Below are 23,828 nucleotides of genomic sequence, written 5' to 3'. Positions count from 1 at the left end.
CCACGCCCGGACGAAGGAGACCGCCGCGATGACCGTTCCCGGCTACCCCAGCACCGTCGGCCGTATTTTGGAACGGAGCGCGCGCCGCGTCCCGGGCCGGGTCGCCCTCACCTTCGCCGATCGCGTGTGGACGTACGCGGAGCTCGACCGCGCGGCGGGCCGGGTCGCGGCGAAGCTGCTCGATCGCGGGCTCGTCCACGGTGACCGGGTCGCGGCCTTCGGCAAGAATTCGGACGCGTATCTGTTGCTGTACCTCGGTTGCGCGCGGGCGGGCCTGGTGCACGTGCCGGTGAACTTCAACGCCCGCGGCGAGGAACTCGAGTACCTGCTCACGCAGTCCGAGCCCGCCGCCGCCTTCGTCGACCCCGCACTGGCAGAGCACGTCAACGTGGATCATGTGTCCACAGTGGACGTTCTGGAGTGGGCGCTGGACGAAGCCGTCGTGCCGCACGAGGAATCCGGGGTCTCGGACGACGACCTCGTCCAGCTGCTCTACACGTCCGGGACGACCTCGCGGCCGAAGGGCGCGATGCTCACCCATCGCGCACTGGTGCACGAGTACTCGTCCTGCATCGCCGCGCTCGACCTGAGCGACCGCGACGTGCCGCTGCACGCGTTGCCGCTGTACCACTCGGCGCAGATGCACGTGTTCCTCATGCCCGGGCTGGCCGTCGGCGCGACGAACCATCTCGTCGAGGGGCCCGATCTCGGCGACATCCTGGCGCGGATTCCCCGCCAGGGCATCACTTCCCTGTTCTTCCCGCCGACCGTCTGGGTGGGACTCGCGAACCATCCCGGTCTCGCGGACGCGGATCTGAGCTGCCTCACCAAGGCGTACTACGGCGCGTCGATCATGCCCGTCCCGGTGCTGAAGGCGCTCCGAGCCCGGCTGCCGGAAGTCGGGTTCTACAACTGCTTCGGGCAATCGGAGATCGGTCCACTCGCGACGGTCCTGCGGCCCGAAGAGCACGACGCACGACCGGATTCCGTCGGCCGCCCGATCCTTTTCGTCGAGACGCGCGTGGTGGACGCCGACATGAACGACCTCCCGCCGGGCGAACTCGGCGAGGTCGTCTACCGCTCTCCGCAGCTGTGCACCGGTTACTGGGGTAAGCCCGAGGAGTCGGTGGAGGCGTTCGCGGGCGGCTGGTTCCATTCCGGTGATCTGGTGCGGCAGGACGAAGAGGGCTATCTGTTCGTCGTCGACCGGATCAAGGACGTCGTCAACACCGGCGGCGTGCTCGTCGCGTCGCGCGAGGTGGAAGACGCGCTGTACGCGCATCCCGCCGTCGCCGAGGTCGCCGTCGTCGGCCTGCCGCACGAACGGTGGATCGAGGCGATCGCCGCGGTGGTCGTGGTGAAGGAACCCGTCGACGAAGCGGAACTGATCGAGTTCGCCAAGAAGTCGCTGGTGGCGCACAAAGTGCCGAAGTCGGTGCATTTCGTCGGCGAACTGCCGAAGAACGCGTCCGGGAAGCTGCTCAAACGCGAGCTGCGGCAACAGTTCGGCGGGTCAGCGTCGGCGATCGGCGTCTAGCGACTCGGCGTACGCGGCGAATTCGCAGGCCGCTTCGAGGCTGCCCGGACGGGGCGGATCGCCGGGGTCCCAGCCGAGTTCGCGATCTTGGAGCACCTGCGTGAGCAACGGGCGCCAGCGCGGATCGAGCCGCTCGCGCGCCCATTCGAGCGCGCCTCGTTTCGACTCGACCTCGGCCGTGCGCAATGTGTAGAGCACGCGGCAACAAGTCGACACGATGTAGCGCTGCGTCCAGGCGATGTCGAAGGGTGCCCAAGTCCGGACGCCGTCGACCAAGCCGTGAAGCTCCTCGCGCATCGCCGCGCGCATCGCGTCCGGCGGCGGCTCGTCGACCAGGCTCGCGATCGGCGGGCCGTCGAGCACGATGCCCTTGTGGCGCAAGATCCAGCGCGTGTGGAGGCTGTTGCAGTGGGTGTCCCAGATCAGGACGCGATGGCCGTGGTCGCAGTACAGCCACGGGGTGCCGAGCCCCTGGCTGGTCTTCAGTGACGCGATGTCCGCGTACGAGCCCTCGATTTCCTTGCACCAGAAGCCTTCTCCGGTGGGGAGTTCGTCATGGAGCACGCGGAGGCCGGCTTCGACCCGGCCGCTCGGCGGTTCGGTGGTCGCGATGATGAAGTCGCAGTCGCTGTGGAGGTCACCGGCGCCGAGCGCGAAGGAGCCCTGGACGTACGCGCCGACGTAGGTGTCGCCGAGGATCTCGCGGGCTGAAGCGACCAGGCCGGTGAGGACCTGGTCGAGTTCGGCGTAGGGCGTGTACACGGGCCGGACGCTACCCGGCCTTGTGAGCGGTGACCGTCCTGACCGGTCCGATCACGACCGACCGCGTGGATTTCTGGTCATCTAACGCCACAAAATCCACACAGTCGTCGGCACTGCCAGTGTTCCCATGCCTCATCCGCCGACCTCGCCCCAACGAGTGAGAAGTTGTTGTGCCGCAAGGACAGAACGCTCGTCCCCCGCGTCGAGGAGGTCCGCCGCGACAGCCGCCGGGATCGCAAGACCGTCTGTTCCCGGCGGGCGCAGAACGCCGGACAGGGCGGGAACACGAATCACCGCGTTGGGTTCCGCGCTGTCCAGGCGGAGCCGCCGTGACCGCGCGAGTTCGTCGAACCGCGCCCCCTCCACGTAGAACTCTTCATCGGCGCTGCCCGCCATCAGGTCGACGCCGTGGCGCCCTGCGGCTACGGGACCGCTGACGACGGCGTGCGGATCTTCCCGCAGCCGCGCGAGCGGTCCGGGCAGCATTCGCACACGGTGCACACGCGCGCGAGCGGAGAGCAGGCGTGGCCACTGGGCGGGCACGCGTTCCCGCGCGTAGCGCTTGAGCCTGACCCGTTCCGACGGCGAGATCCACGACGGCTGGTAGCCGCTCAACGACCACAGGAAACCCCACGCCATCCGGGCAGAGAGCGGCCGGCCGGCCGCGGGCTTCACCACACTCTTCCGATGCTCGACCGATCGGGCGTCGACCAGCAGTTCACGGCCTATCCGGACCGCGTCGAGCCTGCCGCCGTGCACGAGTTCACGGACACGCTCTCGCGAGATGTCCAGAGCTCGGGCCGCCTGCGCGACCGGGAGCAACTGGGCCGAGTCGACCATGTCCGCTCCCTTCGCTCGCCGACCGGTTCGCCACCAGTTTACACAAACGTTCGTAAACAAGAGGGTTTGTGTAAATCGAGATTTACTAGACCGGTCGTCATAGTTTGAGCTACAGTCGGCCGCATGGTCCGCCGCACCGACACCCGGCAGCGCATGCTCGACTCCGCCGCCGACCTCTTCCACCAGCAGGGTTACCACGCCACTGGGCTCAACCAGCTCGTCGCCGCCGTCGGCGCGCCCAAGGGCTCGCTCTACTTCCACTTCCCCGGCGGCAAGGAGCAGCTGGCCGCCGAGGCCATCCGCCAGTCCGCCGACCGGCTCTGCGACCAGCTGCGCACGATCGCCGCGAACGCGCCCGACATCGTCTCCGGCATCGAGAACGTGGTCGACGCGCTGGCGACCTCGTTGGAGGAGTCCGATTTCCAGCGCGGCTGCCCGCTCGCGACGGTCGCGCTCGACGCGTCGGGGGACAGCGAGGCGATCCGCCAGGCCTGCGCCGACGGCTACAAGTCCTGGCACACCGTCATCGCCGACGCACTGGACACCGACAAGGCGGACCACTTGGCGACGGTCGTCCTCGCCGCCATCGAGGGCGGCTTGCTGCTGGCCAAGACGTTGCACGACACCACACCACTGCGCGCGATCGCCCCTCATCTCCGCGCCACACTCGAACGGGAGCTCTCCTGATGCGTGTCCATCACCTGAACTGCGGAACCATGCGGCCGATCGGCGGCAAACTCGTCGACGGCAAGCCCGGGCTCTTCCGCCGCGCCGAGCTGATCTGTCACTGCCTTCTGCTGGAGACCGACAACGGGCTGGTGCTCATCGAAACCGGCGTCGGCACGCCCACCGTCTCCCGGCCGGTCGAATGGCTCGGCGCCGGTTTCGTCCGGCTGGTGCACCCCGACAGCGACGACGACCTCAGCGCCACCACCCAGATCCGCAAGCTCGGCTTCGACCCGGCCGACGTGCGCGACATCGTGCTCACCCACCTCGACCTCGACCACGCGGGCGGGCTCGTCGACTTCCCCCAGGCGCGGGTCCACGTCCACGCCCGCGAGCTCCAGGCGCTGGAGAAGCCGATCGACCGCAAGGAGGCGAGCCGCTACCGCAAGGTCCAGTTCGCCCACGGGCCGATCTGGCGCTCGTACCGTGCCGACGGCGAGCCGTGGTTCGGTTTCGACGCGGTCCGCGAACTCGAAGGCGTCCCGGACGTCCTGCTCATCCCCCTCGCCGGGCACACCCGCGGCCACGCCGGGATCGCGATCGACACGGGTGACGGCTGGCTCCTCAACGCGGGCGACGCCGTCTTCCACGGCGGCGAGCTGGAGCGAAAGCCGCACATCCCCGCCGCTTTGGGCTTCTTCGAGTCGTACATGCAGACGGAGAAGACGGCACGACTGGACAACCAGCGCCGGCTGCGCGAACTTGTCAGTAACAACGGTGCCGAAGTGACGGTCTTCGCCGCGCACGACGCCACCGCATTCGAACGGCTCAGCCAGAGGAGCAGGCTATGAAGGTGCACCACCTGAACTGCGGCACGATGCGCGCACCGGGAGGCAAGCTGCTCGACGGCCAGCCCGGGCTGCTGCGCCGCTCGGAGCTGGTGGCGCACTGCCTGCTCATCGAGACCGGCGACGGTCTCGTGCTGGTGGACACCGGTTTCGGCCGCAAGGGCGTCGCGAACCCCGGCGCCTGGCTCGGCACGCCGTTCACGATCATGGTCGGCGCGAAGCCGGTCGAGACGGAGACGGCGGCCCACCACGTCGAGGCACTCGGCCACAAGCTCGAAGACGTCCGGCACATCATCTGCACCCATCTCGACGTCGACCACGCGGGCGGGCTCGCGGACTTCCCGAACGCCGTCGTGCACGTCCGCACCGCGGAGCACGACGCGGCGACGGCGCCGTCCAACCAGAGCGAGAAGCTCCGCTTCCGCGCCAACCAGTTCGCCCACCGTCCACTGTGGAGCATGTACGACGAGGCCGGCGACGAGTGGTTCGGCTTCCAGGCCGTCCGCGAGCTGAAGGGCCTGCCGCCGGAGATCCTGCTGGTGCCGCTCGCGGGACACACCAAGGGCCACACCGGTGTCGCGGTCGACACCGGCGACGGCTGGCTGCTGCACGCGGGCGACGCGTATTTCTTCCACGGGCAGATGGATCCGGTGAAACCGCATTGCCCGCCGGGGATGACCGCGTTCCAGAACATGGTGCAGACGCTGCGCAAACCGCGGCTGGAGAACGTCGAGCGGCTGCGCGAGCTGAGCCGAGAACACGCCGACGACGTCACCGTGTTCTCGGCCCACAGCCCGGTGGAGTACCAGGCGCTCAGTCGCGGCTAGCCGACCGGCGGCTCGATGGGCCGCCGGTCTTCTTCACTGTGCGTGGCCCGCATGACGAGCCAGTTGATCCCCCACAGCAGGACACCGACGCCGAGCAGGATCGCGGCGACCTTGTAGTCGCGCGCGGGCCGTCCGGACAACGGCGTCACCAGGTAGACGCAGAAGAGCGCGGCCAGCACCGGGACGATCGTCGGCGCCCGGAAATGCTTGTGTGAAACCTTTTCCTTGCGCAGCACCAGCACCGCGACGTTGACGATGGCGAACACCGCCAGTAGCAGCAACGCCGTGGTGCCGCCGAGCACGCCGATGTCCACAAAGGACACCAGGGCGATCGCGATCAGGCTGGTGAACACGATCGCCACCCACGGGCTGCGGCGGAACGGGTGCACGGTGCCCAGCTGCTTCGGGATGATCCGCTGGTTCGCCATGCCGTAGAGCAGACGGCTGGCCATCAGCATGTTGATCAGCGCCGAGTTGATGACCGCGAAGAGACCGATCGCGGAGAACACCTCGCGCGGGAAGCCGGGCGCCCCGACGTCGAGCACCTTCAGCAGCGCGCTGCTCTTGGCCGCCGCCAGCTCGTCCGCGGGCACCAGCAGCGAAGAGGTCACCGAGACCATGATGTAGATGGTCGCGGCGATGACCATGCCCCACAGCATCGCCTTCGGGAAGATCCGGATCGGGTCCTTGCACTCCTCGGCCATGTTCACCGAGTCCTCGAAACCGACCATCGCGAAGAACGCCAACGACGTCGCCGAGGTGATCGCCACCAGCATCGTCTGGTTCTCGGTGTCGAACTCGACCAGCCGCGAGGCGTCCCCGTTGCCGTTCAGCACCGCCCACACGCCGACCCCGATGATGATCAGCAGCCCGCCGATCTCGATGCAGGTCAGCACCACGTTGGTCTTCACCGATTCGGAGACCCCGCGGAAGTTGATCAGCGCGAGGCCGATCACGAACAGGATCGCCACCAGCGGCATCGGCGCGGTGATGAACTCCTTGAGATACGTGTCCCCGAACGCCTTCGCCGCCGACGAGGCCGACGTGATCCCGGAGCACATCACCGCGAACGCCACCATGAAGGTGAGGAAGCGGATCTTGAACGCCTTGTGCGTGTAGAGCGCGGCCCCCGCCGCCTGCGGGTACTTCCCGACCAGTTCCAGGTAGCTGAACGCGGTCATGAACGCGACCACGAACGCGATCAGGAACGGCAACCAGAGCGCGCCGCCCACCCGGCCCGCCACCTGCCCGGTGAGCGCGTAGACGCCCGTCCCGATGATGTCCCCCACCACGAAGAACAGCAGGAGCTTGGAACCCATGACCCGTTTGAGGCTCGGCTGACCGGCCGGACCGGTCTGTTCTGTTGTCGTCGTGTCCGCCATGCGGCAAGAGTGTGCCGCATCACGTCTGTGGCCGACAGTCCGATTTGGTCAGTTCTTCGTCACGGGTTGACGAAGGCCGCTTCTGGGTAAATCGCTCAGTTGGCGTCGACCGCGGTCTTCACCAACGGGGTCATCATGTCCTGCGTCATCTTGGCCGGACCGGTGTAGTTGACCAGCACCGGGACGTTGTCCACGAGTTCGGCGGCCGCCAGCGTCGCGGTCTTGTTCTCGTCGGTGTAGTAGAGGGCGCCCTCGCCGACACCGGCGACGTCCTTCGCGTTCTGCTTCGCCTTCTTCAGCGCCGCGACCATCTCGGCGGGCTTGATCTTGTTGCCTTCGAAGCGGGTCACGGCGAGCGCGCCGATCTGCTTGCCGGCGGCCGAGTAGACGCAGCTCTTGGCCTTGCCCCCGTTGGCGGCGTTGTCCTGCACCGGGCCCGGCGCCGACGTCACGCCCTGGATGGAGACGGCCTTGCCGACGGCCTCGGCGGGCAGCAGCGCGCACGGCTCCTTCGCGCCGGCGCCACCGGTGGGGGCGGACGAGGAACTCGGCGCGGCCGAGGGCGAGGGGGCCTGGCTCGACGGCTTGGCCGCGTTGTCCGTCTTTTCGCCACCGGACGAGCAGGCGGAAAGGGTCGCGATGACAGCGGCGAACAGGATGATCGCCCGTGAAATACGCATGGGCCCGACGATAGACCGAACGGCTCAGTCCACCGGGGCCCGGTACCGCCAGAAGGACGGGATCAGCAGCGCCGCGCCGACGACCAGCACGATGACCAGCACCCCGCCGCCGGAGGCCGCGGCCGCCGTGCCGACACCGGCCGCGGCCCAGCCGTGGGTGAGGTCGGCGATCCGCGGGCCGCCCGCGACGACGACGGTGAACACACCCTGGAGCCGTCCGCGCATCTCGTCGGTGGTGGCGACCTGCAGGATCGACATCCGGTAGATCGCGCTGACCATGTCGGCCGCGCCGGCGAGCGCCATGAAGAACACCGCCAGCCACAGCGAGTTCGCGAGCCCGAAACCGGCGACCGCGGCGCCCCAGACGCAGACCGAGACGATCACGCCCGCGCCCTGGTTGCGGATCCTGGTCAGCCAGCCGGAGAAGAGGCCGATCAGCATCGCGCCCGCGGGGAGCGCGGCGTACAGCCAGCCCAGCGCCGGACCGCCGCCGGGCGGATCGCCGAAGGTGCGCTCCGCCATCTCCGGGATCAGCGCGCGCGGCATCCCCGCGACCATCGCGATGATGTCGACGAGGAAGGAGGCCAGCAGGATCTTCTGGGTGGCCAGGTATTTGAAACCGTCGATGATGTCGCGGATCCCGGCCCGGCGCGCGATCTCGCCGAGCGGCGGGATCGGGGGAAGCCGGTAGACCGCGACGAGGGTCAAGGTCAGTGCGAGGACGTCGATCAGGTAGAGCGTCGAGAGGCCGAGGATCGGGATCAGTGACCCGGCGAGCAGCGGGCCGAAGACCGCGCCGAAGGTGGCCATCGTGCTGCTCAGCGCGGTCGCTGGCGCGATCAGGTTGTCCGGGACCAGCCGGGCGACGACGGCGCTGCGGGTCGGCATGTTGACCGCGAAGAACGCCTGGTTGACCGCGAGCAGGCCCAGTACGAGCCAGACGGAGCCGACGTTCAGGAACGCTTGGAGCCAGAGGACCACCGAGGTGAGCGTGACCCCGACGTTGGTGACGAGGAGCAGCTTGCGGCGGTCGACGGCGTCCGCGATGGCGCCGCCCCAGAGCCCGAAGACGAGCAGCGGGATCAGGGCGACCAGGCCGGTCAGGCCGACGTACGCGGACGATCCGGTGAGGTCGAAGACCTGTTTGGGGACCGCGACGGCGGTGAGCTGGCTGCCGATCGCGGTGACCGCGGTGGAGAGCCAGAGGCGGCGGAACGCGGGGATCTTGAGCGGCCGGGTGTCGACGACGATCGAGCCGAACAGCTTGCGGACACCTTTGCGCTGCTCAACCCCCACGTCGTCACTCACAACCAGACAGCTTAGCCGCGCTAACTAACCATCCGCGCGCGATTTAGGTCACCCGGCGCCGCCGGGATCACCCTTCCCCTCGGCCAGCCGCGGCCTCGGTGACCCAACGGTCTCCCGGGAGCGCGCCAGCGCGACGGGGAGACTTCACCGCCGCGCGCCCTCTCTTGGGCCGAAGGCCCACGAAAACGCGATGAAGGGGCGCCTCTCCGCTCAACGTGACGTTGAAGCGGAACGACGCCCCTTCGGCGCGCTTTTCGTCAGCGCGCCGGCAAAAATCACGGCGCGACGCGCTCGATCTGCCAGCCGTCGTCGGTCCGCACGTAGCGGAGCCTGTCGTGCATGCGGTCCTCGCGGCCCTGCCAGAACTCGACGACGTCGGGCCGGATGCGCCACCCGCCCCAGTGCGGCGGGAACGGGATGTTCTCGACGTCGGCGAAGCGGCGCTCGATGCCGTGCAGCGCGGTCTCGAGGGCGCGGCGGCCGTCGACGACGCGAGACTGCGGCGAGGCCCAGGCCCCGAGCTGCGAACCCCGCGGGCGGGACGCCCAGTACTCGGCGGTCTCGGCGACGTTGACCTTCTCCACCTCGCCGCGCACGTGGACCTGCCGCTGCAGGGGGTACCACGGGAAGGTGACCGACGCGTAGCGCGTCGCGGTGAGGTCGTGGCTCTTGGTGGAGGTGTAGTTCGTGTAGAACACGACGCCACGCTCGTCGAGGCCCTTGCACAGGACGGTCCGGGAGGACGGCCTGCCCTCCGGGTCGGCCGTGGCGAGCACCATCGCGTTCGGTTCGGCGATCCCGGCGGAGACGGCCTGGTTCAGCCAGTCCTGCAGCTGATCGGTCCAGGTCTCCGCCAGCGCGGATTCGTCGAAGGCCGCGCCTTCGTAGGCCACCCGCATCCCGGGCAGGCGCACGACGGCGTCGCCGTTCCCGGCAGCGCCTTCCTTGATCTCCGGCATCATCCGCCAAACCTCCGTACCCGGTCGGGGCATCTGTGACTTCGGCTTTGCCGCCGACGGTATTGCCTCCGACGCGGCGGCGAAACCCACTGAACGGTGACACCCGCCACCCCTGCTGGATCATCTGTGTGTAGCCGCCGGACCGCAAGCCGTCACCTGCCCGTTACCTGGCCGAACCTGATCGATCAAGGTCGAACGTCGGTCCCGCGAAATCACGTCCGTCTCCGCAAACGGCGGAAATGCCCTGGACAGACCGGGTCCGCGCGGATCGGCGCGGAATTCTTTCCACTTTTGTTTCACCGGTATTTCGGCACTCCGCGAACAATTCTTCCGGATTTCACGAAGGCGCCCGCGTCGGCCGGAGCCAATTCTGTCGATTGACAGAAATTACCCCCGGAACATCTCCCCCGGATGTGTCAGCGAAGGCCGGCCCCGGGACGGCAATTCGCGTCCCGAAACCGGCCTTCGCTTCTGTCAGTTCGTGACAGTGAACTCCGCGCGGACGATCCAGCCCCAGCAGTCGTAAGCCGCCGTGTAGCGCCCCGGCACCGTCCCCACCGGACCGTCGCCGCGCAACGCGACACCGATGCCGCCGGTGCCGCCGTCGCCCACCACCCGCAAGGGGATCGGGGCCGCGAGACCGTCCGCGACGAGGGCCGTCGCGAGCTCGCCCGCACCGGACGGGCGCAGGCAGTAGATATCCGCCGTGACCGTCCCACCTGCGGCAACGGCGCTCGGGCTGATGACCAGACTGGACGGTCTGGTCGCGTTCGCCGGTCCCGCGCCGATCAAAGTGGACAAGATCGCCGCCCCCGCGACACCCAACGCGGCCGAACGAATTTTCATCCTCTGCTCCCTCCCGAAGGGCGGGCGGAGATTCACCCGCCACCCGATGGACGTACGACCTCCGGGACCGGGTTGTCCATCCACCGGGACTCCGCCCATTGGGGCGAACGGCCGGATTTAGCAGAATGTGACAGCGAATCGTGCAAGAGCCGACGATCACACTAGGTAGACCTTGCGCCACTCGATAGGATCGCCGCCGAGAGCAACGGGGTGATCACCTCTATCCAATACGTTCAGAGGTTTGGCTGGGACGGCCGGGTGTGCGGCCGAACCATCCGCCATTGCCGGCCGGGCTTCCCCGAGGGAGCTCGACACCGGTCGATCAGTCCTGCGCTCGAACAGCCGGAACTTTCCACGCCCGAGTTACTCCCCTTCCCCAGGAGTGCGTTGTGATTTCCCGTTCCCGCCGTCTGATGACGGCGTTGTTGTGCGCCCTTTCGCTGGCGGGCGTGACCGCCCTTTCGGCTTGTTCCGACAGCACGGCCGCCTCCGGCACCAAGGTCACGATCGGTTACAGCGCCTGGCCGGGGTGGTTCCCGTGGGCGGTCGCCCAGGAGAAGGGCCTCTTCGAGAAGAACGGCGTGAACGTCGACCTGAAGTGGTTCGACAGCTACACCGAGAGCATCAACGCCCTCTCCTCGGGCGCGATCGACGCCAACAGCCAGACCCTGAACGACACCCTCGCCTCGGTCAGCGGTGGCGCGAAGCTGTCGGTGGTGCTGGTCAACGACAACTCGACCGGCAACGACAAGATCATCGCCCGCCAGGGCATCACCGGCGTCGCCGACCTCAAGGGCAAGAAGATCGCCGTCGAGCAGGGCACCGTCGACCACTACCTGCTGCTGCTCGCGCTGCAGGAGGCGAAGCTGACCGAGAAGGACGTCGAAATCGTCCCGCTGCTGACCGACGCCGCCGCGGCCGCGTTCGTCGGCGAGCAGGTCGACGCCGTCGCCGCCTTCGCCCCCTTCACCTCGAAGGCGCTCGAGCGCCCCGGCAGCCGCGCGATCGCGACGTCGGCCGAGTTCCCCGGCGCCATCCCGGACCACCTGGTCGTCTCCGAGCAGATGTCGAAGGAGCGCAAGAAGGAGGTCCAGGCGCTGGTGAACACCTGGTTCGAGACGATCGACTGGATCAAGCAGAACCGCGAAGAGGCCGTGAAGATCATGGCGAAACGCGGCGCGGTGTCGATCGACGAGTACAAGTCCTACGACGCGGGCACCACGATCTTCACCAAGCAGCAGAACCTCGACGCGTTCACCCCCGGCGTCACCCCGGCCCACCTCAACTTCCAGGCGGGCAAGATCGCCGACTTCATCGTCTCCAACGGGCTCGCCCAGAGCCGCCCGAACTTCGACGGGCTGTTCGACGACCAGTACGTCAAGGCGGTGAAGTGAGCGCCACCGACGCGACGGGCCGGGCCGCTCAGCGGACGGACGCCGCTGACGAGGCCGAAGCGCGCCGTCTCGAAGACGAGCAGCGGCTCGCCGAGGCGCAGGAAGAGCGGCGCGGCGCGCGACCGGACTGGTCGCCGCTGCCCCGCCGGGCGGGCCTCAAGCCGAACGCCTCCCCACTGCTCTCACTCCGGACGCCGATCCCCGCCCGGTGGCGATGGACGCTGGCGGCGGCCTCGTTCGTCATCCCGTTGCTCATCTGGGTGACGCTGAACGCGCTGGGCACGATCAAGCCGATGTTCCTGCCGACGCCGGTCGCGGTGTTCGACGCGCTGGTGAAGATGATCGAGTCGGGTGAGCTGTTCAGCGACCTCTGGGCCACCACCCAGCGCGTGCTGCTCGGCTTCGGGCTCGCGATCCTCGTGTCGGTCCCGCTCGGCATCGTGATGGGGACGTTCGACGCGGGGCTGGCGCTGTTCGAGCCGGTCATCGCGATGCTGCGTTATCTGCCGGCGAGCGCGTTCATCCCGCTGCTGATGATCTGGCTCGGTCTCGGCGAACCGTCGAAGGTCGCGGTCCTGTTCCTCGGCACGGTCTTCTTCAACACGCTGATGATCGCCGACGCCGTCCGCGGGGTGCCGCGATCGCTGATCGACGTGTCCTACACGCTCGGCGCGCGGCGCGGCGAAGTGCTGCGGAAGGTGATCGTGCCGCACGCGCTGCCCGGCATGATCGACGCGACCCGCGTCAACGCGGCGGCCGCGTGGAACTTCGTGGTGGTCGCCGAACTGATCAACGCCACCGCCGGGCTCGGCCTGCGGATCATGCGGGCGCAGCGGTTCACCCAGACCGACCGGATCTTCGCGCTGCTGATCGTGATCGGCCTGCTCGGACTGGTCATCGACATCGCGCTGCGGCTCCTGCGATCCAGGGTCGGGAAGTGGGCGGCATGACGCTCCAACTGAAAGCGGTCGCCAAGGACTACACGGTCCGGGGCAAGACCACCCGCGCGCTCGACGGGATCGACCTCGACATCGCGCGCGGCGACTTCGTCTGCGTGGTGGGCGCGAGCGGATCCGGCAAGTCGACCCTGCTGTCGCTGATCGCCGGGCTGACCGAACCGACCGAGGGCCTGATCACCCTCGACGGCGACGCCGTGACCGGGCCCGGCCCGGATCGCGGGCTGGTGTTCCAGCACGGCGCGCTGTACCCGTGGCGCACGGTGGAGAGCAATGTCGCGTTCGGACTCGAACTGCTGAGCCTCGACAAGGCCGAGCGGGCGCGCCGGATCGACTGGTATCTCGACGAGACCGGGCTCGGTCACCTGCGGAAGTCGTTGCCCAAACAGCTTTCCGGCGGGCAGAAGCAACGGGTCGCGATCGCGCGGGCGCTGGTGTGCGAGCCCGACGTGCTGCTGCTGGACGAACCTTTCGGCGCGCTGGACGTCCAGACCAAAGAGGACATGCAGGTCCTGATCCGCCGGATCTGGACCGACACGCACACCACCGTGCTGATGGTGACCCACGACGTCGAGGAGGCCGTGTTCCTCGGCGGGCGCGTCGTGGTGCTGGCCTCGGATCCGGGCCGGGTGGCCGCGGACATCGTGGTCGACCTGCCCGCCGAACGCGACCTCGCGGTCAAACGCACGCCCGGGTTCGTCTCGTTGCGCGCGTCCATCGAAGACCTCGTCCGGGAACAGCACCGCGGACACCTCGGGCGGAGCCGGGGAGAAAGGTGACCATGAGGCACGGGAAGTCCCGGCCGGAACGCACGGCACGGTCCGGGTTGCTCGGCAGACTCGGCATCCGGGGCAAGCTCAACCTGCTCCTGATGCTGCCGCTGACCGCCGTGGTCCTGGTGTCGGTGCCTTACGTCGCCGGGGAGATCGACGACGCCCGGTCCGCCCGCACCACCGCCGACGTCGCGTCGCAGGCCCGCGCGCTCGGCACGCTCGCCTGGGAACTGCAGCGCGAGCGCCTGCTGACGGCGCACTACATCGCGTCCACGTCGGCGAGCAGTTCGGCGATGCTGAAGCAGCAGGGCGTGGTCGCGGAAACGGTGAACCAGGTGCGGTCGGGGCTGAGCGCCGACGCGCCGGAAGAACTCGCGGCGGCGCTGGTGCGCATCGGGTCGCTGAACGAGATCCGGGAGAACGCGCTCCGGCGCGGTGCCTCACTCGACAGCGTGGCGCGGACGTATCACGCGGTGATCGACGCGGTCATCAACGCGCTCCGGCTCGTGCCGCAGCAGACCAGTGACGCGGCGGGCACCCAGCAGCTGACGGCGCTCGACGCGCTGCTGCGCGCGAACGAGGAGAACTCGTTGCGCGGCATGGCGTTGATCATCGTGCTGGTCACCCCCGAATCGGGAGCGCCGGTGCTGGCCGACGCGAAGCAGCAGTCGTCGCTGTTCCTCGAACGGTTCGTGCAGCAGGCCGACGTCACCCAGGCCACGCAGGTCGTCGCGGTCGAGCAGGGTGAGACGGGCCGCCGGGTCGACGCGCTGGAGGCCAGGCTCTCCGACGCCAAGGGCCCGCAGGCCGTGCAGAACCTGCTGCCCGACATCCTCGGCGCCGTCGACGCCCAGTCGAACCAGCGGCGGATCACCCAGGACGCGGTCACCACCGGCATCACCGACGCGGCGACCGCGCGAGCGGACGCGGCGCAGAACCTGGCGTGGACGATCGGTGTCGGCGCCGGCGTGCTGTTCCTGCTGGTCGGCGGGCTCGCGATCGCGGTCAGCCGGTCGATCGCGGATCCGCTGCGGAAGCTGACCACGGCGGCGACGTCGGTCGCGGACCTCGCGAGCACCGAACTCGTCCGCGTCACCGACACCGAGCAGGCCGAAGAGCTCGCGCCGCGGCTGGCCACCATCGACGTGTCCTCGCAGGACGAACTCGGCAAGCTGGCCGAAGCGTTCAACCGGGTGCAGGCCACCGCGGCCGAACTGGTGGAACGGCAGGCCGTCACGCGGCGCAACGTCGGCCTCATGTTCGCCAACGTCGCGAAGCGCACGCAGAACCTGGTGGGCAGGCAGCTGGCACTGGTCGACGAACTGGAGCGCAACGAGCAGGACGTCGCCCTGCTGGCGAGCCTCTACCGGCTCGACCACCTCTCCACCCGTCTGCGCCGGAACGCCGACAATCTGCTCGTCGTCTCGGGAAACCGGGACGAGGCAAGGATTTCCGGCCCCATCGAACTCTCGACGGCGTTGCGTTCGGCGCTCGCGGAGATCGAGGACTACCAGCGGGTGCGGCTCGGCTCGATGGGCGACGTCCTGCTGTCGTCGCCGTTCGGCTCCGATCTGGTGCTGATCTTCGCCGAGCTGCTGGAGAACGCGACGTCGTTCTCCCCGCCGGAGTCCTTTGTGGACGTCGGCACGAAGATCCTGCCCGACGGCTCCTGCCTGATCGTGATCGTGGACCAGGGCATCGGCATGACCGCCGAACGGCTCGCCGAGGAGAACCGGCGGCTGGTCGAACGCGAGCGGCTCGAACTGGCGCCGACCAGTGTGCTCGGGCTGTTCGTGGTCGGACGGCTCGCGCGACGGCACGGGCTCAAGGTCGAGCTGACCGAGACCGAACCGGGCGCGGGGATCACCGCGCGGCTCACCGTCCCGCCGAATCTGCTGACCTACCGGCCGCCCGCGCCGAAATCCGTCCCGGCGCCGCCGGTGTGGCCGACGGCGGAACCCGGTGACGAGCCCGCACCGCCGTCGCTGCCCGAGCCGCGGCAGAAGACCGCTCCGAGCGAACCGCCGACGCTCGCGATCGCCGGGATGATCCCGCGCGACGGCAGGCAGCCCAAGGACTTCCGATGGTTCCGCAAGACCGACGGAGAGATCTTGGAACCACCGCCCCTGCCTACGCCGGTACCCGAGCCCGTGTACCAGGCCCCCGCGCCGACGCTCACCGCCGCCGACTCCGGTGAGACCCGCGGCGGGCTGCGGCGGCGGGTCAAGGGCGCGCAGCTTCCCGGTGCCCCCGAAGCGCCGGCGCGGCAGAAGTCCAGGCATGATCCAGAAGCCGCCAAGGCGGCCTTCGACGGGTTCGAGGCCGGACTCGCGAAGGCCACGGCACCACCAGCACCACCGGCCGCCGCCCCGGCGCCGATGCCGACCCCGACACCGGTGCCCGCCGCCTCCCGCGGTGGTCTCACCCGGCGGGTCCCCGGCGCGCAACTGGCGCCGGGACTGGCGAAAGGTCCGGCCGCGCGGCACCAGACCGCGCGGGCGGCACTGAACACCACCAAGCCCAAGGGCATGCGTGACCCCGAGGCCGAGCGTGCCGCGTTCGACGCCTTCAGTGACGGGTTGGAGAAAGCCGTCAACCCGGAGATGCAACAGAGAGAGAAGAGCAAGAGATGACGACCGGAGTCAGCGTCGAAGCCCGGAACTTCAACTGGTTGGTGACGCGCTTCGCGCAGAACACGGCGAGCGCGATGGGCGCGATCGCCGTCTCGGCCGACGGCCTGCTGATCGCGATGTCGTCCGAGCTGGAACGGGCCAACGCCGACCGGCTGGCCGCGATCTGCTCGGCGATGCTCGGCCTCGCGCACGGTGTCTCCGAGAGCCACCCGCTCGGTTCGCCCGACAAGATCATCATCGAGCTGGAGCAGGGCTACCTGCTGGTCTGCACGATCAGCATCGGCTGTTCGCTCGGCGTGCTCGCCACCAAGCAGGCCAGTCTCGGCACGATCGCCTACGAGATGGCGATGTTCGCCAACCGCGCCACCGAGGTGCTCACCCCCGCGCTGATCGAGGAACTCAAGAAGAGCGTCGGCAGCTGAACTGACGAGGGGACAAGGGAATGAGCGACGATCAGGTACCCCAGCCGCGAGGCGCCGAACAGGGCATCTCGCCGCTACGCCCGTATCTGCTCACCGCCGGCCGCGCGCAGCCGGTGGACGGCACGCTCGAAATCGAGGCTCAGGTGCTCACGAGCAGGCTCGGCGCGGCGTCGCACGCGCGGCTGACCTTCGAACGACGGGAGATCGTTTCCCTTTGCCGGGAAACGAAATCCGTCGCCGAAGTGGCGGCGATGCTCGGCCTGCACATCGGCGTGGCCAGGGTGCTCGTGGCGGATCTCGCCGCGCTCGGCTACGTCGTGCTCCGTCGCCCGGCGGGAGCCTTCACCCAGGACCTCGGCATGATCGAAAGGGTCATTCGTGGACTCGAAGCAATTCGCTGAACCGGCGTCGGCCAAACCGCCGACACCGGTCAAGATCGTCATCGCCGGCGGGTTCGGGGTCGGCAAGACGACCACCGTCGGCGCGATCTCCGAGATCAAACCGCTGACCACCGAGGCGGCCATGACCTCGGCGGGCGCGGCCGTCGACGGCTCCGGCGGGGAGGTGCCGTCGAAGACCACCACCACGGTGGCGCTGGACTTCGGCTGCATCACCATCGACGAAGAGGTGAAGCTGTACCTCTTCGGCACGCCGGGGCAGGACCGGTTCGGGTTCATGTGGCACGACCTCGTGCTGGGCGCGCTGGGCGCGCTCGTCATCGTCGACACCCGGCGGCTCGACGACTGCTACCCGGCCGTCGACTACTTCGAGAAGGCCGGATTGCCGTTCGTGGTCGGGGTGAACGTCTTCGACGGCTCGCTCAAACACGACCTCGAAGACGTGCGGTGGGCGCTCGCGGTGAGCGAGGACGTCCCGCTGATCACCTTCGACGCGCGGCAACGCCTTTCGGTGCGGGACGCGCTGCTCGCCGTGCTGCACAACACCTTCCGGCGCGCCTCGGCCGCCTCCTGACGCGTTTCGTCCTCTGAATGCGGTACTTGCACGCGCAAGGATCGCATTCAGAGGACGAAACGCCGGGGGTGGTCAGGCGGGCCGGGTGATCGCGGCGAGCATCAGGGCCCGGAGTTCGGCGGCGACGTCGGCGACCGGCAGCGGCGGGGTGTGCGCCTGCCACTCGCGCAGCAGACCGGTCGCCGCGCCGACGAGCGCGATCGCCGTCAGGTGGTAGTCGCGATCGGGCGCCACGCCGTGCTCGGCGGCGTGCCGGGCCTCGGCTTCGATGAACGCGGCCCACCGGTCGACCCATTCCTGGTGCTGCGCCTCCAAAGCGGCGCTGACCCCGACGGCCTCGACGTAGTTCAGCCGCGGCATCCGGGGATCCGAGGTGACCGTGCTGACGAAGACGTCCAGCAGCGTCCCGATCCGGGTGACCGCGTCGGCGTCCTCCAGCCGTTCCAGGGTGCCGGTGACCTGCTCCAGCGCGAGCGCGTTGATCCGCTCGTGCAGGGTGAGCAGCACCTTCTCCTTGCTCTCGAACTCCTCGTAGAAGTTCCGCGTGGAGACACCCGCGCGGGTGCACAACTCGGTGATCTTCGCCTGCTGGTAGCCCGTCGAGGTGAACAGGTCCAGGGCCGCCAGGAGCAGGCGTTCACGCCGTTCGGCGCGCCGTTGCTCGGGCGCGACCCCGCCATAGGTGCGGGCCACTCGACCTCCCCCGATTCGGTAACAGGGATTGCCAGATGCTAGCAACAGCGCCTACATTGCGAAAATCTCGATTACCAAACTGGAGGCAACGGTGCTTCGGACAGTTCTGGTCTCGGCCCTCGCAGCCACCCTGATCGGCGCGCCCGCCGCGCAAGCCGCGCCGAGCGCGCCCGGGGACCTGGTCGACTACAGACCGGTCGTCGCCACCGCCCCGGCGAAGGCCTGGAAACTCCACTACCGCTCCACGTCGGCGACGGGACAGCCGAACACGGTGTCGGGCATCCTGCTGGTCCCGCACACGCCGTGGACGAAGGGCGCGCGGCCGCTGGTCAGCTACGCCGTGGGCACCCATGGCCTCGGCGACCGCTGCGCGCCGTCGACCCGGCTGACGAACGGGTCCGAGAACGAAGTCCTCCTGATGAGCCAAGCACTTTCGCGCGGCTGGGCGGTCGTCGTGACCGACTACGAAGGCCTCGGCACCCCGGGCACGCACACCTACGCCGTCGGCCAGTCCGAAGGCCGGGCCGTCCTCGACGCCGCCCGCGCCGCTTCCCGGGTGCCCGAAGCGGGCCTGTCCAAGACCGGGCCGGTCGGCGTTTTCGGTTACTCGCAAGGAGGCCAGGCCGCGGCGTTCGCCGGCGAACTGCAGCCGTCCTACGCGCCCGACGTCAATCTGGTCGGTGTCGCGGAAGGCGGCGTCCCCGCGGACCTGAACGCGGTCCTGAAGTTCAACGACGGCGGTCCGGCGTTCGGGCTGGTGCTCGGCGCGGCCGTCGGTTACGCGACCGCGTATCCGGAACTGCCGTTCACCGGCGTGCTCAACGCGAAGGGCGAGAAGGCCGTCGCGAAGGTCAAGGAAGCGTGCACCGTCGAACTCGGCGCGGCGGCACCTTTCGCGCGGCTCAACGACTTCACGACCGTTCCGAACGTTTCGTCGGATCCGCGCTGGCAGGCCCGGCTCGGCGAGAACCTGGCGGGCAAGACCAAACCGGGCGCGCCGGTCTTCCTGTACCACGCGTCGCTGGACGAACTGATCCCGCTCGCGGTCGGCAAGGGCCTGCGCGACCGCTACCAGGCCCTCGGCGCCGACGTCACCTGGCAGGAATTCCCGCTGCTGGAACACATCGGCGGTGTCTCGGCGGGCGGGCCGGTCGCGATGACCTGGCTGGGCACGAAGTTCTGACGGGGAGTCGGTCCGTGAAGGCCTCCTTCACTACCCTCAGGGTAGGCAAGGGGGCCTTCACGGATTTTCGAACACCCGGAGCGCGGTCACGGCGTCCGGGGCCAAGGAAGTCGTGAGCGTCCCACCGGCGGCGAGCGGCGTACGCGACCACCACTCACCGGAAGCCTCGGGCACCACGGGACCACCGACGACCAGATCGGTCACCAGCACCCGTCGCCCGGCCAGATGCGCGAGACTGGCGTCCAAAGTGGAGTCACCGATCTCCAAAGTCTGCCGCAAGACCGGTACAGCACCCCGCGTCACCTGCTGCGTCGTCACCAGAGAGCCAGGCCGTTCACCCGCCCGCCCCAGGACCAGCACCTCTCGCGTGTGCAAGAAGGCGCCAGGCGCCAAAGCGGCCCGGAACACGGCGGTGTGCCGGGCGCGCGCGGTCACCACGGTCGGCTCCGGCAGGTACTCCAATGACCCACCATCGTCCACGGCGATGTCCACAAGGGACGAACTGCCTTCGCCGTGCAACCCGGGCAGCGCGATCGTCGCCGCCACCCCGGAAAGCCGCAGCGAAGCACCGGCACCGACCCGGATGGTCAGGTTGAGCTCATCGCCACCCAAAGGCGAGGTCGCCGAATTGACCAGATGCACCACCGCCGTCGCACCGGTGCCCCGCTTGGGAAGGAGCGTGAGCGGCGCCATCGAGCGCAGCTCACGCAGTACGGTCCGACCGCCCTCGAAGCAGGCGGTCAGCCGCGCGTGCGCCTTCACCCCGCGCGGACCGGGAGCAGCGAGCGGACCCAGTCCGCGACCGCCGGCGCGTTCGGAGTGTCCACAAGGGACTGGGTGATCACCGGCAGTTCGCCCCGCATCCGATGCGCGTCCGAGGTCATCACGTCCATGTCCGCCCCGACCAGATGCGCGATGTCGATCTTGTTGATCACCAGCAGATCCGCCGTCGTCACCCCCGGCCCGCCCTTGCGCGGCACCTTGTCACCACCGGCGACGTCGACCACGAACACCTGGCTGTCGGCGAGTCCCCGGCTGAACACGGCGGTGAGGTTGTCTCCGCCGCTCTCGATGATCACCAGATCCAGCCCGGGGAACCGCTCCTCCAGCCGTTCGACGGCGTCGAGGTTCGCGGTGATGTCGTCGCGGATGGCGGTGTGCGGGCACGCGCCGGTCTGCACGGCCTCAATCCGCTCCGGGTCGAGCACCCCGGCCTTGCGCAGGAAGTCGGCGTCCTCGGTGGTGTAGATGTCGTTGGTGACGACGGCGAGGTTCACCTCGTCGCCGAGCGCCCGGCACAGCGCCGCGGTGAGCGCGGTCTTCCCGCTCCCCACCGGCCCGCCGATCCCGATCCGGTACGCGCGCCCGGCGGTCGGCGCCTGCTCGTAGTGGTCGGGTTCCGCGGCGGTCGGGTCGAAGTTGACCGGGTGCACATGTCCGTGACCGTGACCATGCTCAGCTGGCAAAGAGACGCACCTCTTCCTGGTGATGCCGGGCGTGTGCCTCGGCGAACAGATCGAGCGCCGGTGACCCCGGCGCCGGGAGATCGGCCGGATCGTCGCCCGCGACGTCGGCGGCCCGCCGGGAAACCTCCCGGACCTCGTCCGCGAGGCGGGCCACGACGGCGTTGACGGCGAACGGGTCGAGACCGAGCAGCCGCACGGCCGCGCTCGCGGGACCGCTGATCGCGAGATAGGCCACCGCCATCGCGGCGTCGAAGGGCACTCCGACCAGCGCGCCGACGATCACCGGATGATGCGGCCGCGGGGTTTCCTTCAGCAGCTGGGAAAGCACCGGAGACGGCCAGGCCGCCTTTCCCGCCCGCGCCGTTCCCCGCCCTTGCGCGCGGGACGCCTCCCGCTGCGCGAGCGAAGGCGTTCTGGCGTCGAGTTCGAGGTCGAGCCTTCGCCAGTGTCCACTTCGGACTTTCCTTGCGGCCGCGTGCGCCGACGCGGCGGCGAACACCGCGGCCAGCGCACCCGCTGTACGCAAGCGCCCGGAGAGGAAACCCGGCAGATCGCGCTCGTGCGTGATCAGCTTCCGGGTGACGGCTTCTTCGAGTCCGCCGGAATGGACGTGCCCGCCTCCGGGGAACCTGGAATCGGCCAGGATGACCGCTGAAAGTTCCATCAGAACAGGAAATACCGTTGCGCCATGGGCAGTTCGGTCACCGGCCGCGGCTCGATCAGCTCACCGTCGACATGCACGGCGAAACTGTCCGGCTCCACCCGGATGTCCGGCGTCGCGTCGTTGAGCACCATGTCGGCCTTGCCCCGGGACCGGGTGTTCGCGACCGGCACGAGCTTCCGCGCGATGCCGAACCGCTCCGCCACCCCGTTTTCCAGCGCTTCCGGGGCCACGAAATGGAAGCTGCTCGCGGCGGCGACCGCCGGCGCCGCACCGAACATCGGCCGCGCGAGCACCGGCTGCGGCGTCGGGATGGACGCGTTCGCGTCGCCCATCGCCGCCCACGCCGGGAAACCGCCCTTGAGCACTACATGCGGCCGCACGCCGAAGAACTTCGGCTCCCACAGCACGAGATCGGCGAGTTTCCCGACCTCCACCGAGCCGATCTCGCGCTCCATACCGTGCGCGATCGCGGGGTTGATCGTGTATTTGGCGACATAGCGACGGGCCCGCAGGTTGTCGGCCGCGCCGTCGCCGGGAAGCGCGCCACGCCGTCGTTTCATGACGTGCGCGGTCTGCCAGGTCCGGATGATCACCTCGCCGATGCGGCCCATCGCCTGCGAGTCCGAGCTCATCATCGAGATCGCGCCGAGGTCGTGCAGGACGTCTTCCGCGGCGATGGTCGTCGGCCGGATCCGGCTTTCGGCGAACGCCAGGTCCTCGGGCACGGACGGGTTCAGGTGATGGCAGACGACGAGCATGTCGAGGTGTTCGTCGAGGGTGTTCGCGGTGTGCGGGCGCGTCGGGTTCGTCGACGACGGCAGGATGTTGGGCAGCCCGGCGACCTGGATGATGTCCGGCGCGTGCCCGCCGCCCGCGCCTTCGGTGTGGTACGCGTTGATCGACCGGCCGCCGATGGCGTCCACAGTGGACTCCAGGAAGCCCGCTTCGTTCAGCGTGTCGGTGTGGATCGCGACCTGGACACCGGATTCGCCCGCCACGGTCAGGCAGGCGTCGATCGCGGCCGGGGTGCTGCCCCAGTCCTCGTGCAGTTTGAACCCGCCCGCGCCGGCGGCGAGCTGTTCGCGCAGCGCCTCGTGCCGGACGGTGTTCCCCTTGCCCAGCAACAGGACGTTGACCGGCTGGCCGTCCATCGCCCGCAGCATCCGGCCGAGGTTCCACGCGCCGGGCGTGACGGTGGTGGCCTTGCTGCCCTCGACCGGCCCGGTCCCGCCGCCGACGAGCGTGGTGAGCCCGGACGCCAGCGCGGTGTCGGTCAGCTGCGGGCAGATGAAGTGGACGTGGCAGTCGATGCCGCCCGCGGTGAGGATCTTCCCGTTGCCGGACAGCACCTCCGTGGACGGTCCGACGACCAGCGCGGGGTCGACACCGTCCATCGTGTCCGGGTTGCCCGCCTTGCCGATGCCGACGATCCGGCCGTCGCGGACACCGACGTCCGCCTTGACGATCCCCCAGTGGTCCAGGATCACCGCGCCGGTGATGATCAGATCGGGCGCGCCTTCGGCCCGGGTCGCCATCCCCTGGCCCATGGATTCGCGGATCACCTTGCCGCCGCCGAACAGCACTTCGTCACCGCTGCCCGACGGCCCCATGCTGCGGTCTTCGGTGACTTCGATCAGCAGATCGGTGTCGGCGAGGCGGATCCGGTCGCCGGTGGTCGGGCCGAACAGTTCGGCGTAGCGCTCGCGATCGATCGACGGCATCAGGTCGCCTTCCGCAGTCCGGGCACCGAGCGATTCCCGGCCAGCGGGACGAGGTCGACTTCGCGTTCGACCCCCGGCTCGAAACGCACCGACGTTCCCGCGGGCACGTCGAGCCGATGTCCCCTGGCGGCTTCGCGATCGAATTCGAGCCCCGGATTGACCGCCGCGAAATGGTAGTGCGAACCGACCTGGACCGGCCGGTCGCCGACGTTCCGCACGAGCAACCGCACCCGCGGCCTGCCCGGGTTCAGCTCGACCGGCACGTCGCCGGTGACGATCTCTCCTGGTCGCACTCG

At 69.1% G+C, this 23,828-nt stretch carries 25 protein-coding genes; 12 read left to right on the top strand and 13 right to left on the bottom strand.

What is annotated here, in order from left to right; all coding sequences use genetic code 11:
- Positions 1-28 precede the first annotated feature (28 nt).
- Positions 29-1,537: a fatty acyl-CoA synthetase gene (locus DMC64_RS10900; protein ID WP_125733383.1), complete on the top strand. Its 1,509-nt coding sequence runs from the start codon at positions 29-31 to the stop codon at positions 1,535-1,537.
- Here DMC64_RS10900 and DMC64_RS10895 read toward each other — a convergent pair.
- Together DMC64_RS10895 and DMC64_RS10890 are read right to left on the bottom strand one after the other, a co-directional pair.
- Positions 1,514-2,299: an aminoglycoside adenylyltransferase domain-containing protein gene (locus tag DMC64_RS10895; protein ID WP_125733382.1), complete on the bottom strand. Its 786-nt coding sequence runs from the start codon at positions 2,297-2,299 to the stop codon at positions 1,514-1,516. The two genes, DMC64_RS10900 and DMC64_RS10895, sit on opposite strands and share 24 nt — an antisense overlap.
- Positions 2,300-2,431: 132 nt before the next feature.
- Positions 2,432-3,139, bottom strand: a complete 708-nt coding sequence (locus DMC64_RS10890; protein WP_125733381.1) for a helix-turn-helix domain-containing protein — start codon at positions 3,137-3,139, stop codon at positions 2,432-2,434.
- Positions 3,140-3,262: 123 nt separating this feature from the next.
- On the opposite strand from DMC64_RS10890, the gene DMC64_RS10885 reads away from it, so the two are divergent.
- From DMC64_RS10885 to DMC64_RS10875, 3 genes are read left to right on the top strand one after another with little or no spacing between them, the layout of a single operon-like run.
- Positions 3,263-3,826, top strand: a complete 564-nt coding sequence (locus DMC64_RS10885; RefSeq protein ID WP_125733380.1) for a TetR/AcrR family transcriptional regulator — start codon at positions 3,263-3,265, stop codon at positions 3,824-3,826.
- Positions 3,826-4,656, top strand: coding sequence for an MBL fold metallo-hydrolase (locus DMC64_RS10880; RefSeq protein WP_125733379.1), 831 nt, complete (start codon positions 3,826-3,828; stop codon positions 4,654-4,656). The genes DMC64_RS10885 and DMC64_RS10880 overlap by 1 nt, the downstream gene beginning before the upstream one ends.
- The gene (locus DMC64_RS10875) at positions 4,653-5,480 is read left to right on the top strand and encodes an MBL fold metallo-hydrolase (protein WP_037347999.1); all 828 of its coding nucleotides are present in this window, start codon (positions 4,653-4,655) and stop codon (positions 5,478-5,480) included. The genes DMC64_RS10880 and DMC64_RS10875 overlap by 4 nt, the downstream gene beginning before the upstream one ends.
- Here DMC64_RS10875 and DMC64_RS10870 read toward each other — a convergent pair.
- From DMC64_RS10870 to DMC64_RS10850, 5 genes are all read right to left on the bottom strand, one after another.
- On the bottom strand, positions 5,477-6,862 hold the full coding sequence (locus tag DMC64_RS10870) for an APC family permease (protein ID WP_125733378.1): 1,386 nt from the start codon (positions 6,860-6,862) through the stop codon (positions 5,477-5,479). The genes DMC64_RS10875 and DMC64_RS10870 overlap by 4 nt on opposite strands.
- Before the next feature lie 95 nt (positions 6,863-6,957).
- Complete coding sequence (locus DMC64_RS10865) at positions 6,958-7,542, bottom strand: DUF3558 domain-containing protein (RefSeq protein ID WP_125733377.1); 585 nt, start codon at positions 7,540-7,542, stop codon at positions 6,958-6,960.
- A gap of 24 nt (positions 7,543-7,566) precedes the next feature.
- Positions 7,567-8,850: an MFS transporter gene (locus tag DMC64_RS10860; RefSeq protein ID WP_073845264.1), complete on the bottom strand. Its 1,284-nt coding sequence runs from the start codon at positions 8,848-8,850 to the stop codon at positions 7,567-7,569.
- 275 nt (positions 8,851-9,125) lie between these two features.
- Entirely contained in the window at positions 9,126-9,812 is a 687-nt protein-coding gene (gene pdxH, locus DMC64_RS10855; protein WP_037348006.1) for a pyridoxamine 5'-phosphate oxidase, read from the bottom strand.
- Positions 9,813-10,283: 471 nt separating this feature from the next.
- Positions 10,284-10,655, bottom strand: a complete 372-nt coding sequence (locus DMC64_RS10850) for a hypothetical protein (RefSeq protein WP_125733376.1) — start codon at positions 10,653-10,655, stop codon at positions 10,284-10,286.
- A gap of 389 nt (positions 10,656-11,044) precedes the next feature.
- On the opposite strand from DMC64_RS10850, the gene DMC64_RS10845 reads away from it, so the two are divergent.
- Genes DMC64_RS10845 through DMC64_RS10815 form a run of 7 tightly spaced genes read left to right on the top strand, consistent with a single transcriptional unit; the run spans position 11,045 to position 17,805 of the window.
- The gene (locus DMC64_RS10845; protein ID WP_037348008.1) at positions 11,045-12,049 is read left to right on the top strand and encodes an ABC transporter substrate-binding protein; all 1,005 of its coding nucleotides are present in this window, start codon (positions 11,045-11,047) and stop codon (positions 12,047-12,049) included.
- Complete coding sequence (locus DMC64_RS10840; protein WP_125733375.1) at positions 12,046-12,999, top strand: ABC transporter permease; 954 nt, start codon at positions 12,046-12,048, stop codon at positions 12,997-12,999. The genes DMC64_RS10845 and DMC64_RS10840 overlap by 4 nt, the downstream gene beginning before the upstream one ends.
- Positions 12,996-13,784: an ABC transporter ATP-binding protein gene (locus DMC64_RS10835; protein WP_125733374.1), complete on the top strand. Its 789-nt coding sequence runs from the start codon at positions 12,996-12,998 to the stop codon at positions 13,782-13,784. The genes DMC64_RS10840 and DMC64_RS10835 overlap by 4 nt, the downstream gene beginning before the upstream one ends.
- A gap of 2 nt (positions 13,785-13,786) precedes the next feature.
- The gene (locus DMC64_RS10830; RefSeq protein ID WP_125733691.1) at positions 13,787-16,411 is read left to right on the top strand and encodes a nitrate- and nitrite sensing domain-containing protein; all 2,625 of its coding nucleotides are present in this window, start codon (positions 13,787-13,789) and stop codon (positions 16,409-16,411) included.
- Entirely contained in the window at positions 16,408-16,833 is a 426-nt protein-coding gene (locus tag DMC64_RS10825) for a roadblock/LC7 domain-containing protein (RefSeq protein ID WP_005156032.1), read from the top strand. Before DMC64_RS10830 ends, DMC64_RS10825 begins: the two co-directional genes overlap by 4 nt.
- 20 nt (positions 16,834-16,853) lie before the next feature.
- Positions 16,854-17,234: a DUF742 domain-containing protein gene (locus DMC64_RS10820; protein WP_034308529.1), complete on the top strand. Its 381-nt coding sequence runs from the start codon at positions 16,854-16,856 to the stop codon at positions 17,232-17,234.
- Positions 17,212-17,805: an ATP/GTP-binding protein gene (locus DMC64_RS10815; protein ID WP_038507950.1), complete on the top strand. Its 594-nt coding sequence runs from the start codon at positions 17,212-17,214 to the stop codon at positions 17,803-17,805. The genes DMC64_RS10820 and DMC64_RS10815 overlap by 23 nt, the downstream gene beginning before the upstream one ends.
- 72 nt (positions 17,806-17,877) lie before the next feature.
- Here DMC64_RS10815 and DMC64_RS10810 read toward each other — a convergent pair whose 3' ends face one another.
- The gene (locus tag DMC64_RS10810; protein WP_125733373.1) at positions 17,878-18,498 is read right to left on the bottom strand and encodes a TetR/AcrR family transcriptional regulator; all 621 of its coding nucleotides are present in this window, start codon (positions 18,496-18,498) and stop codon (positions 17,878-17,880) included.
- Between the two features lie 91 nt (positions 18,499-18,589).
- Here DMC64_RS10810 and DMC64_RS10805 point away from each other — a divergent pair, with 91 nt between their 5' ends.
- Positions 18,590-19,681 carry a lipase family protein gene (locus tag DMC64_RS10805; protein ID WP_125733372.1) on the top strand — a complete coding sequence of 364 codons (1,092 nt, stop codon included), beginning with the start codon at positions 18,590-18,592 and terminating at the stop codon, positions 19,679-19,681.
- 57 nt (positions 19,682-19,738) lie between these two features.
- Here the strand turns inward: DMC64_RS10805 and DMC64_RS10800 are convergent, their stop codons facing one another.
- The 5 genes from DMC64_RS10800 to DMC64_RS10780 are packed head-to-tail and all read right to left on the bottom strand — an operon-like array spanning position 19,739 to position 23,825.
- Complete coding sequence (locus DMC64_RS10800) at positions 19,739-20,443, bottom strand: urease accessory protein UreD (protein ID WP_125733371.1); 705 nt, start codon at positions 20,441-20,443, stop codon at positions 19,739-19,741.
- On the bottom strand, positions 20,440-21,147 hold the full coding sequence (gene ureG / locus DMC64_RS10795; RefSeq protein ID WP_037348019.1) for an urease accessory protein UreG: 708 nt from the start codon (positions 21,145-21,147) through the stop codon (positions 20,440-20,442). The genes DMC64_RS10800 and ureG overlap by 4 nt, the downstream gene beginning before the upstream one ends.
- The gene (locus tag DMC64_RS10790; RefSeq protein ID WP_125733370.1) at positions 21,137-21,811 is read right to left on the bottom strand and encodes an urease accessory protein UreF; all 675 of its coding nucleotides are present in this window, start codon (positions 21,809-21,811) and stop codon (positions 21,137-21,139) included. The genes ureG and DMC64_RS10790 overlap by 11 nt, the downstream gene beginning before the upstream one ends.
- Positions 21,811-23,532, bottom strand: coding sequence for an urease subunit alpha (locus tag DMC64_RS10785; RefSeq protein WP_125733369.1), 1,722 nt, complete (start codon positions 23,530-23,532; stop codon positions 21,811-21,813). Before DMC64_RS10785 ends, DMC64_RS10790 begins: the two co-directional genes overlap by 1 nt.
- Positions 23,532-23,825: an urease subunit beta gene (locus DMC64_RS10780; RefSeq protein ID WP_125733368.1), complete on the bottom strand. Its 294-nt coding sequence runs from the start codon at positions 23,823-23,825 to the stop codon at positions 23,532-23,534. The genes DMC64_RS10785 and DMC64_RS10780 overlap by 1 nt, the downstream gene beginning before the upstream one ends.
- Positions 23,826-23,828: the final 3 nt, after the last annotated feature.

It is taken from the genome of Amycolatopsis sp. WAC 04197 (assembly GCF_003947475.1).
In the GTDB taxonomy this organism is placed as follows: Bacteria; Actinomycetota; Actinomycetes; order Mycobacteriales; family Pseudonocardiaceae; genus Amycolatopsis; species Amycolatopsis japonica.
Note: the sequence above shows the minus strand (reverse complement) of the source record. Positions and strands in the feature narration are given on the sequence as shown.

Bases quoted from the DNA above. Each gene is read 5' to 3' on its own strand.
- DMC64_RS10900 (WP_125733383.1), top strand. From the start codon at position 29: ATGACCGTTCCCGGCTACCCCAGCACCGTCGGCCGTATTTTGGAACGG.
- DMC64_RS10890 (WP_125733381.1), bottom strand. From the start codon at position 3,139: ATGGTCGACTCGGCCCAGTTGCTCCCGGTCGCGCAGGCGGCCCGAGCT.
- DMC64_RS10885 (WP_125733380.1), top strand. From the start codon at position 3,263: ATGGTCCGCCGCACCGACACCCGGCAGCGCATGCTCGACTCCGCCGCC.
- DMC64_RS10880 (WP_125733379.1), top strand. From the start codon at position 3,826: ATGCGTGTCCATCACCTGAACTGCGGAACCATGCGGCCGATCGGCGGC.
- DMC64_RS10875 (WP_037347999.1), top strand. From the start codon at position 4,653: ATGAAGGTGCACCACCTGAACTGCGGCACGATGCGCGCACCGGGAGGC.
- DMC64_RS10870 (WP_125733378.1), bottom strand. From the start codon at position 6,862: ATGGCGGACACGACGACAACAGAACAGACCGGTCCGGCCGGTCAGCCG.
- DMC64_RS10865 (WP_125733377.1), bottom strand. From the start codon at position 7,542: ATGCGTATTTCACGGGCGATCATCCTGTTCGCCGCTGTCATCGCGACC.
- pdxH (WP_037348006.1), bottom strand. From the start codon at position 9,812: ATGATGCCGGAGATCAAGGAAGGCGCTGCCGGGAACGGCGACGCCGTC.
- DMC64_RS10850 (WP_125733376.1), bottom strand. From the start codon at position 10,655: ATGAAAATTCGTTCGGCCGCGTTGGGTGTCGCGGGGGCGGCGATCTTG.
- DMC64_RS10835 (WP_125733374.1), top strand. From the start codon at position 12,996: ATGACGCTCCAACTGAAAGCGGTCGCCAAGGACTACACGGTCCGGGGC.
- DMC64_RS10830 (WP_125733691.1), top strand. From the start codon at position 13,787: ATGAGGCACGGGAAGTCCCGGCCGGAACGCACGGCACGGTCCGGGTTG.
- DMC64_RS10825 (WP_005156032.1), top strand. From the start codon at position 16,408: ATGACGACCGGAGTCAGCGTCGAAGCCCGGAACTTCAACTGGTTGGTG.
- DMC64_RS10820 (WP_034308529.1), top strand. From the start codon at position 16,854: ATGAGCGACGATCAGGTACCCCAGCCGCGAGGCGCCGAACAGGGCATC.
- DMC64_RS10790 (WP_125733370.1), bottom strand. From the start codon at position 21,811: ATGGAACTTTCAGCGGTCATCCTGGCCGATTCCAGGTTCCCCGGAGGC.
- DMC64_RS10785 (WP_125733369.1), bottom strand. From the start codon at position 23,532: ATGCCGTCGATCGATCGCGAGCGCTACGCCGAACTGTTCGGCCCGACC.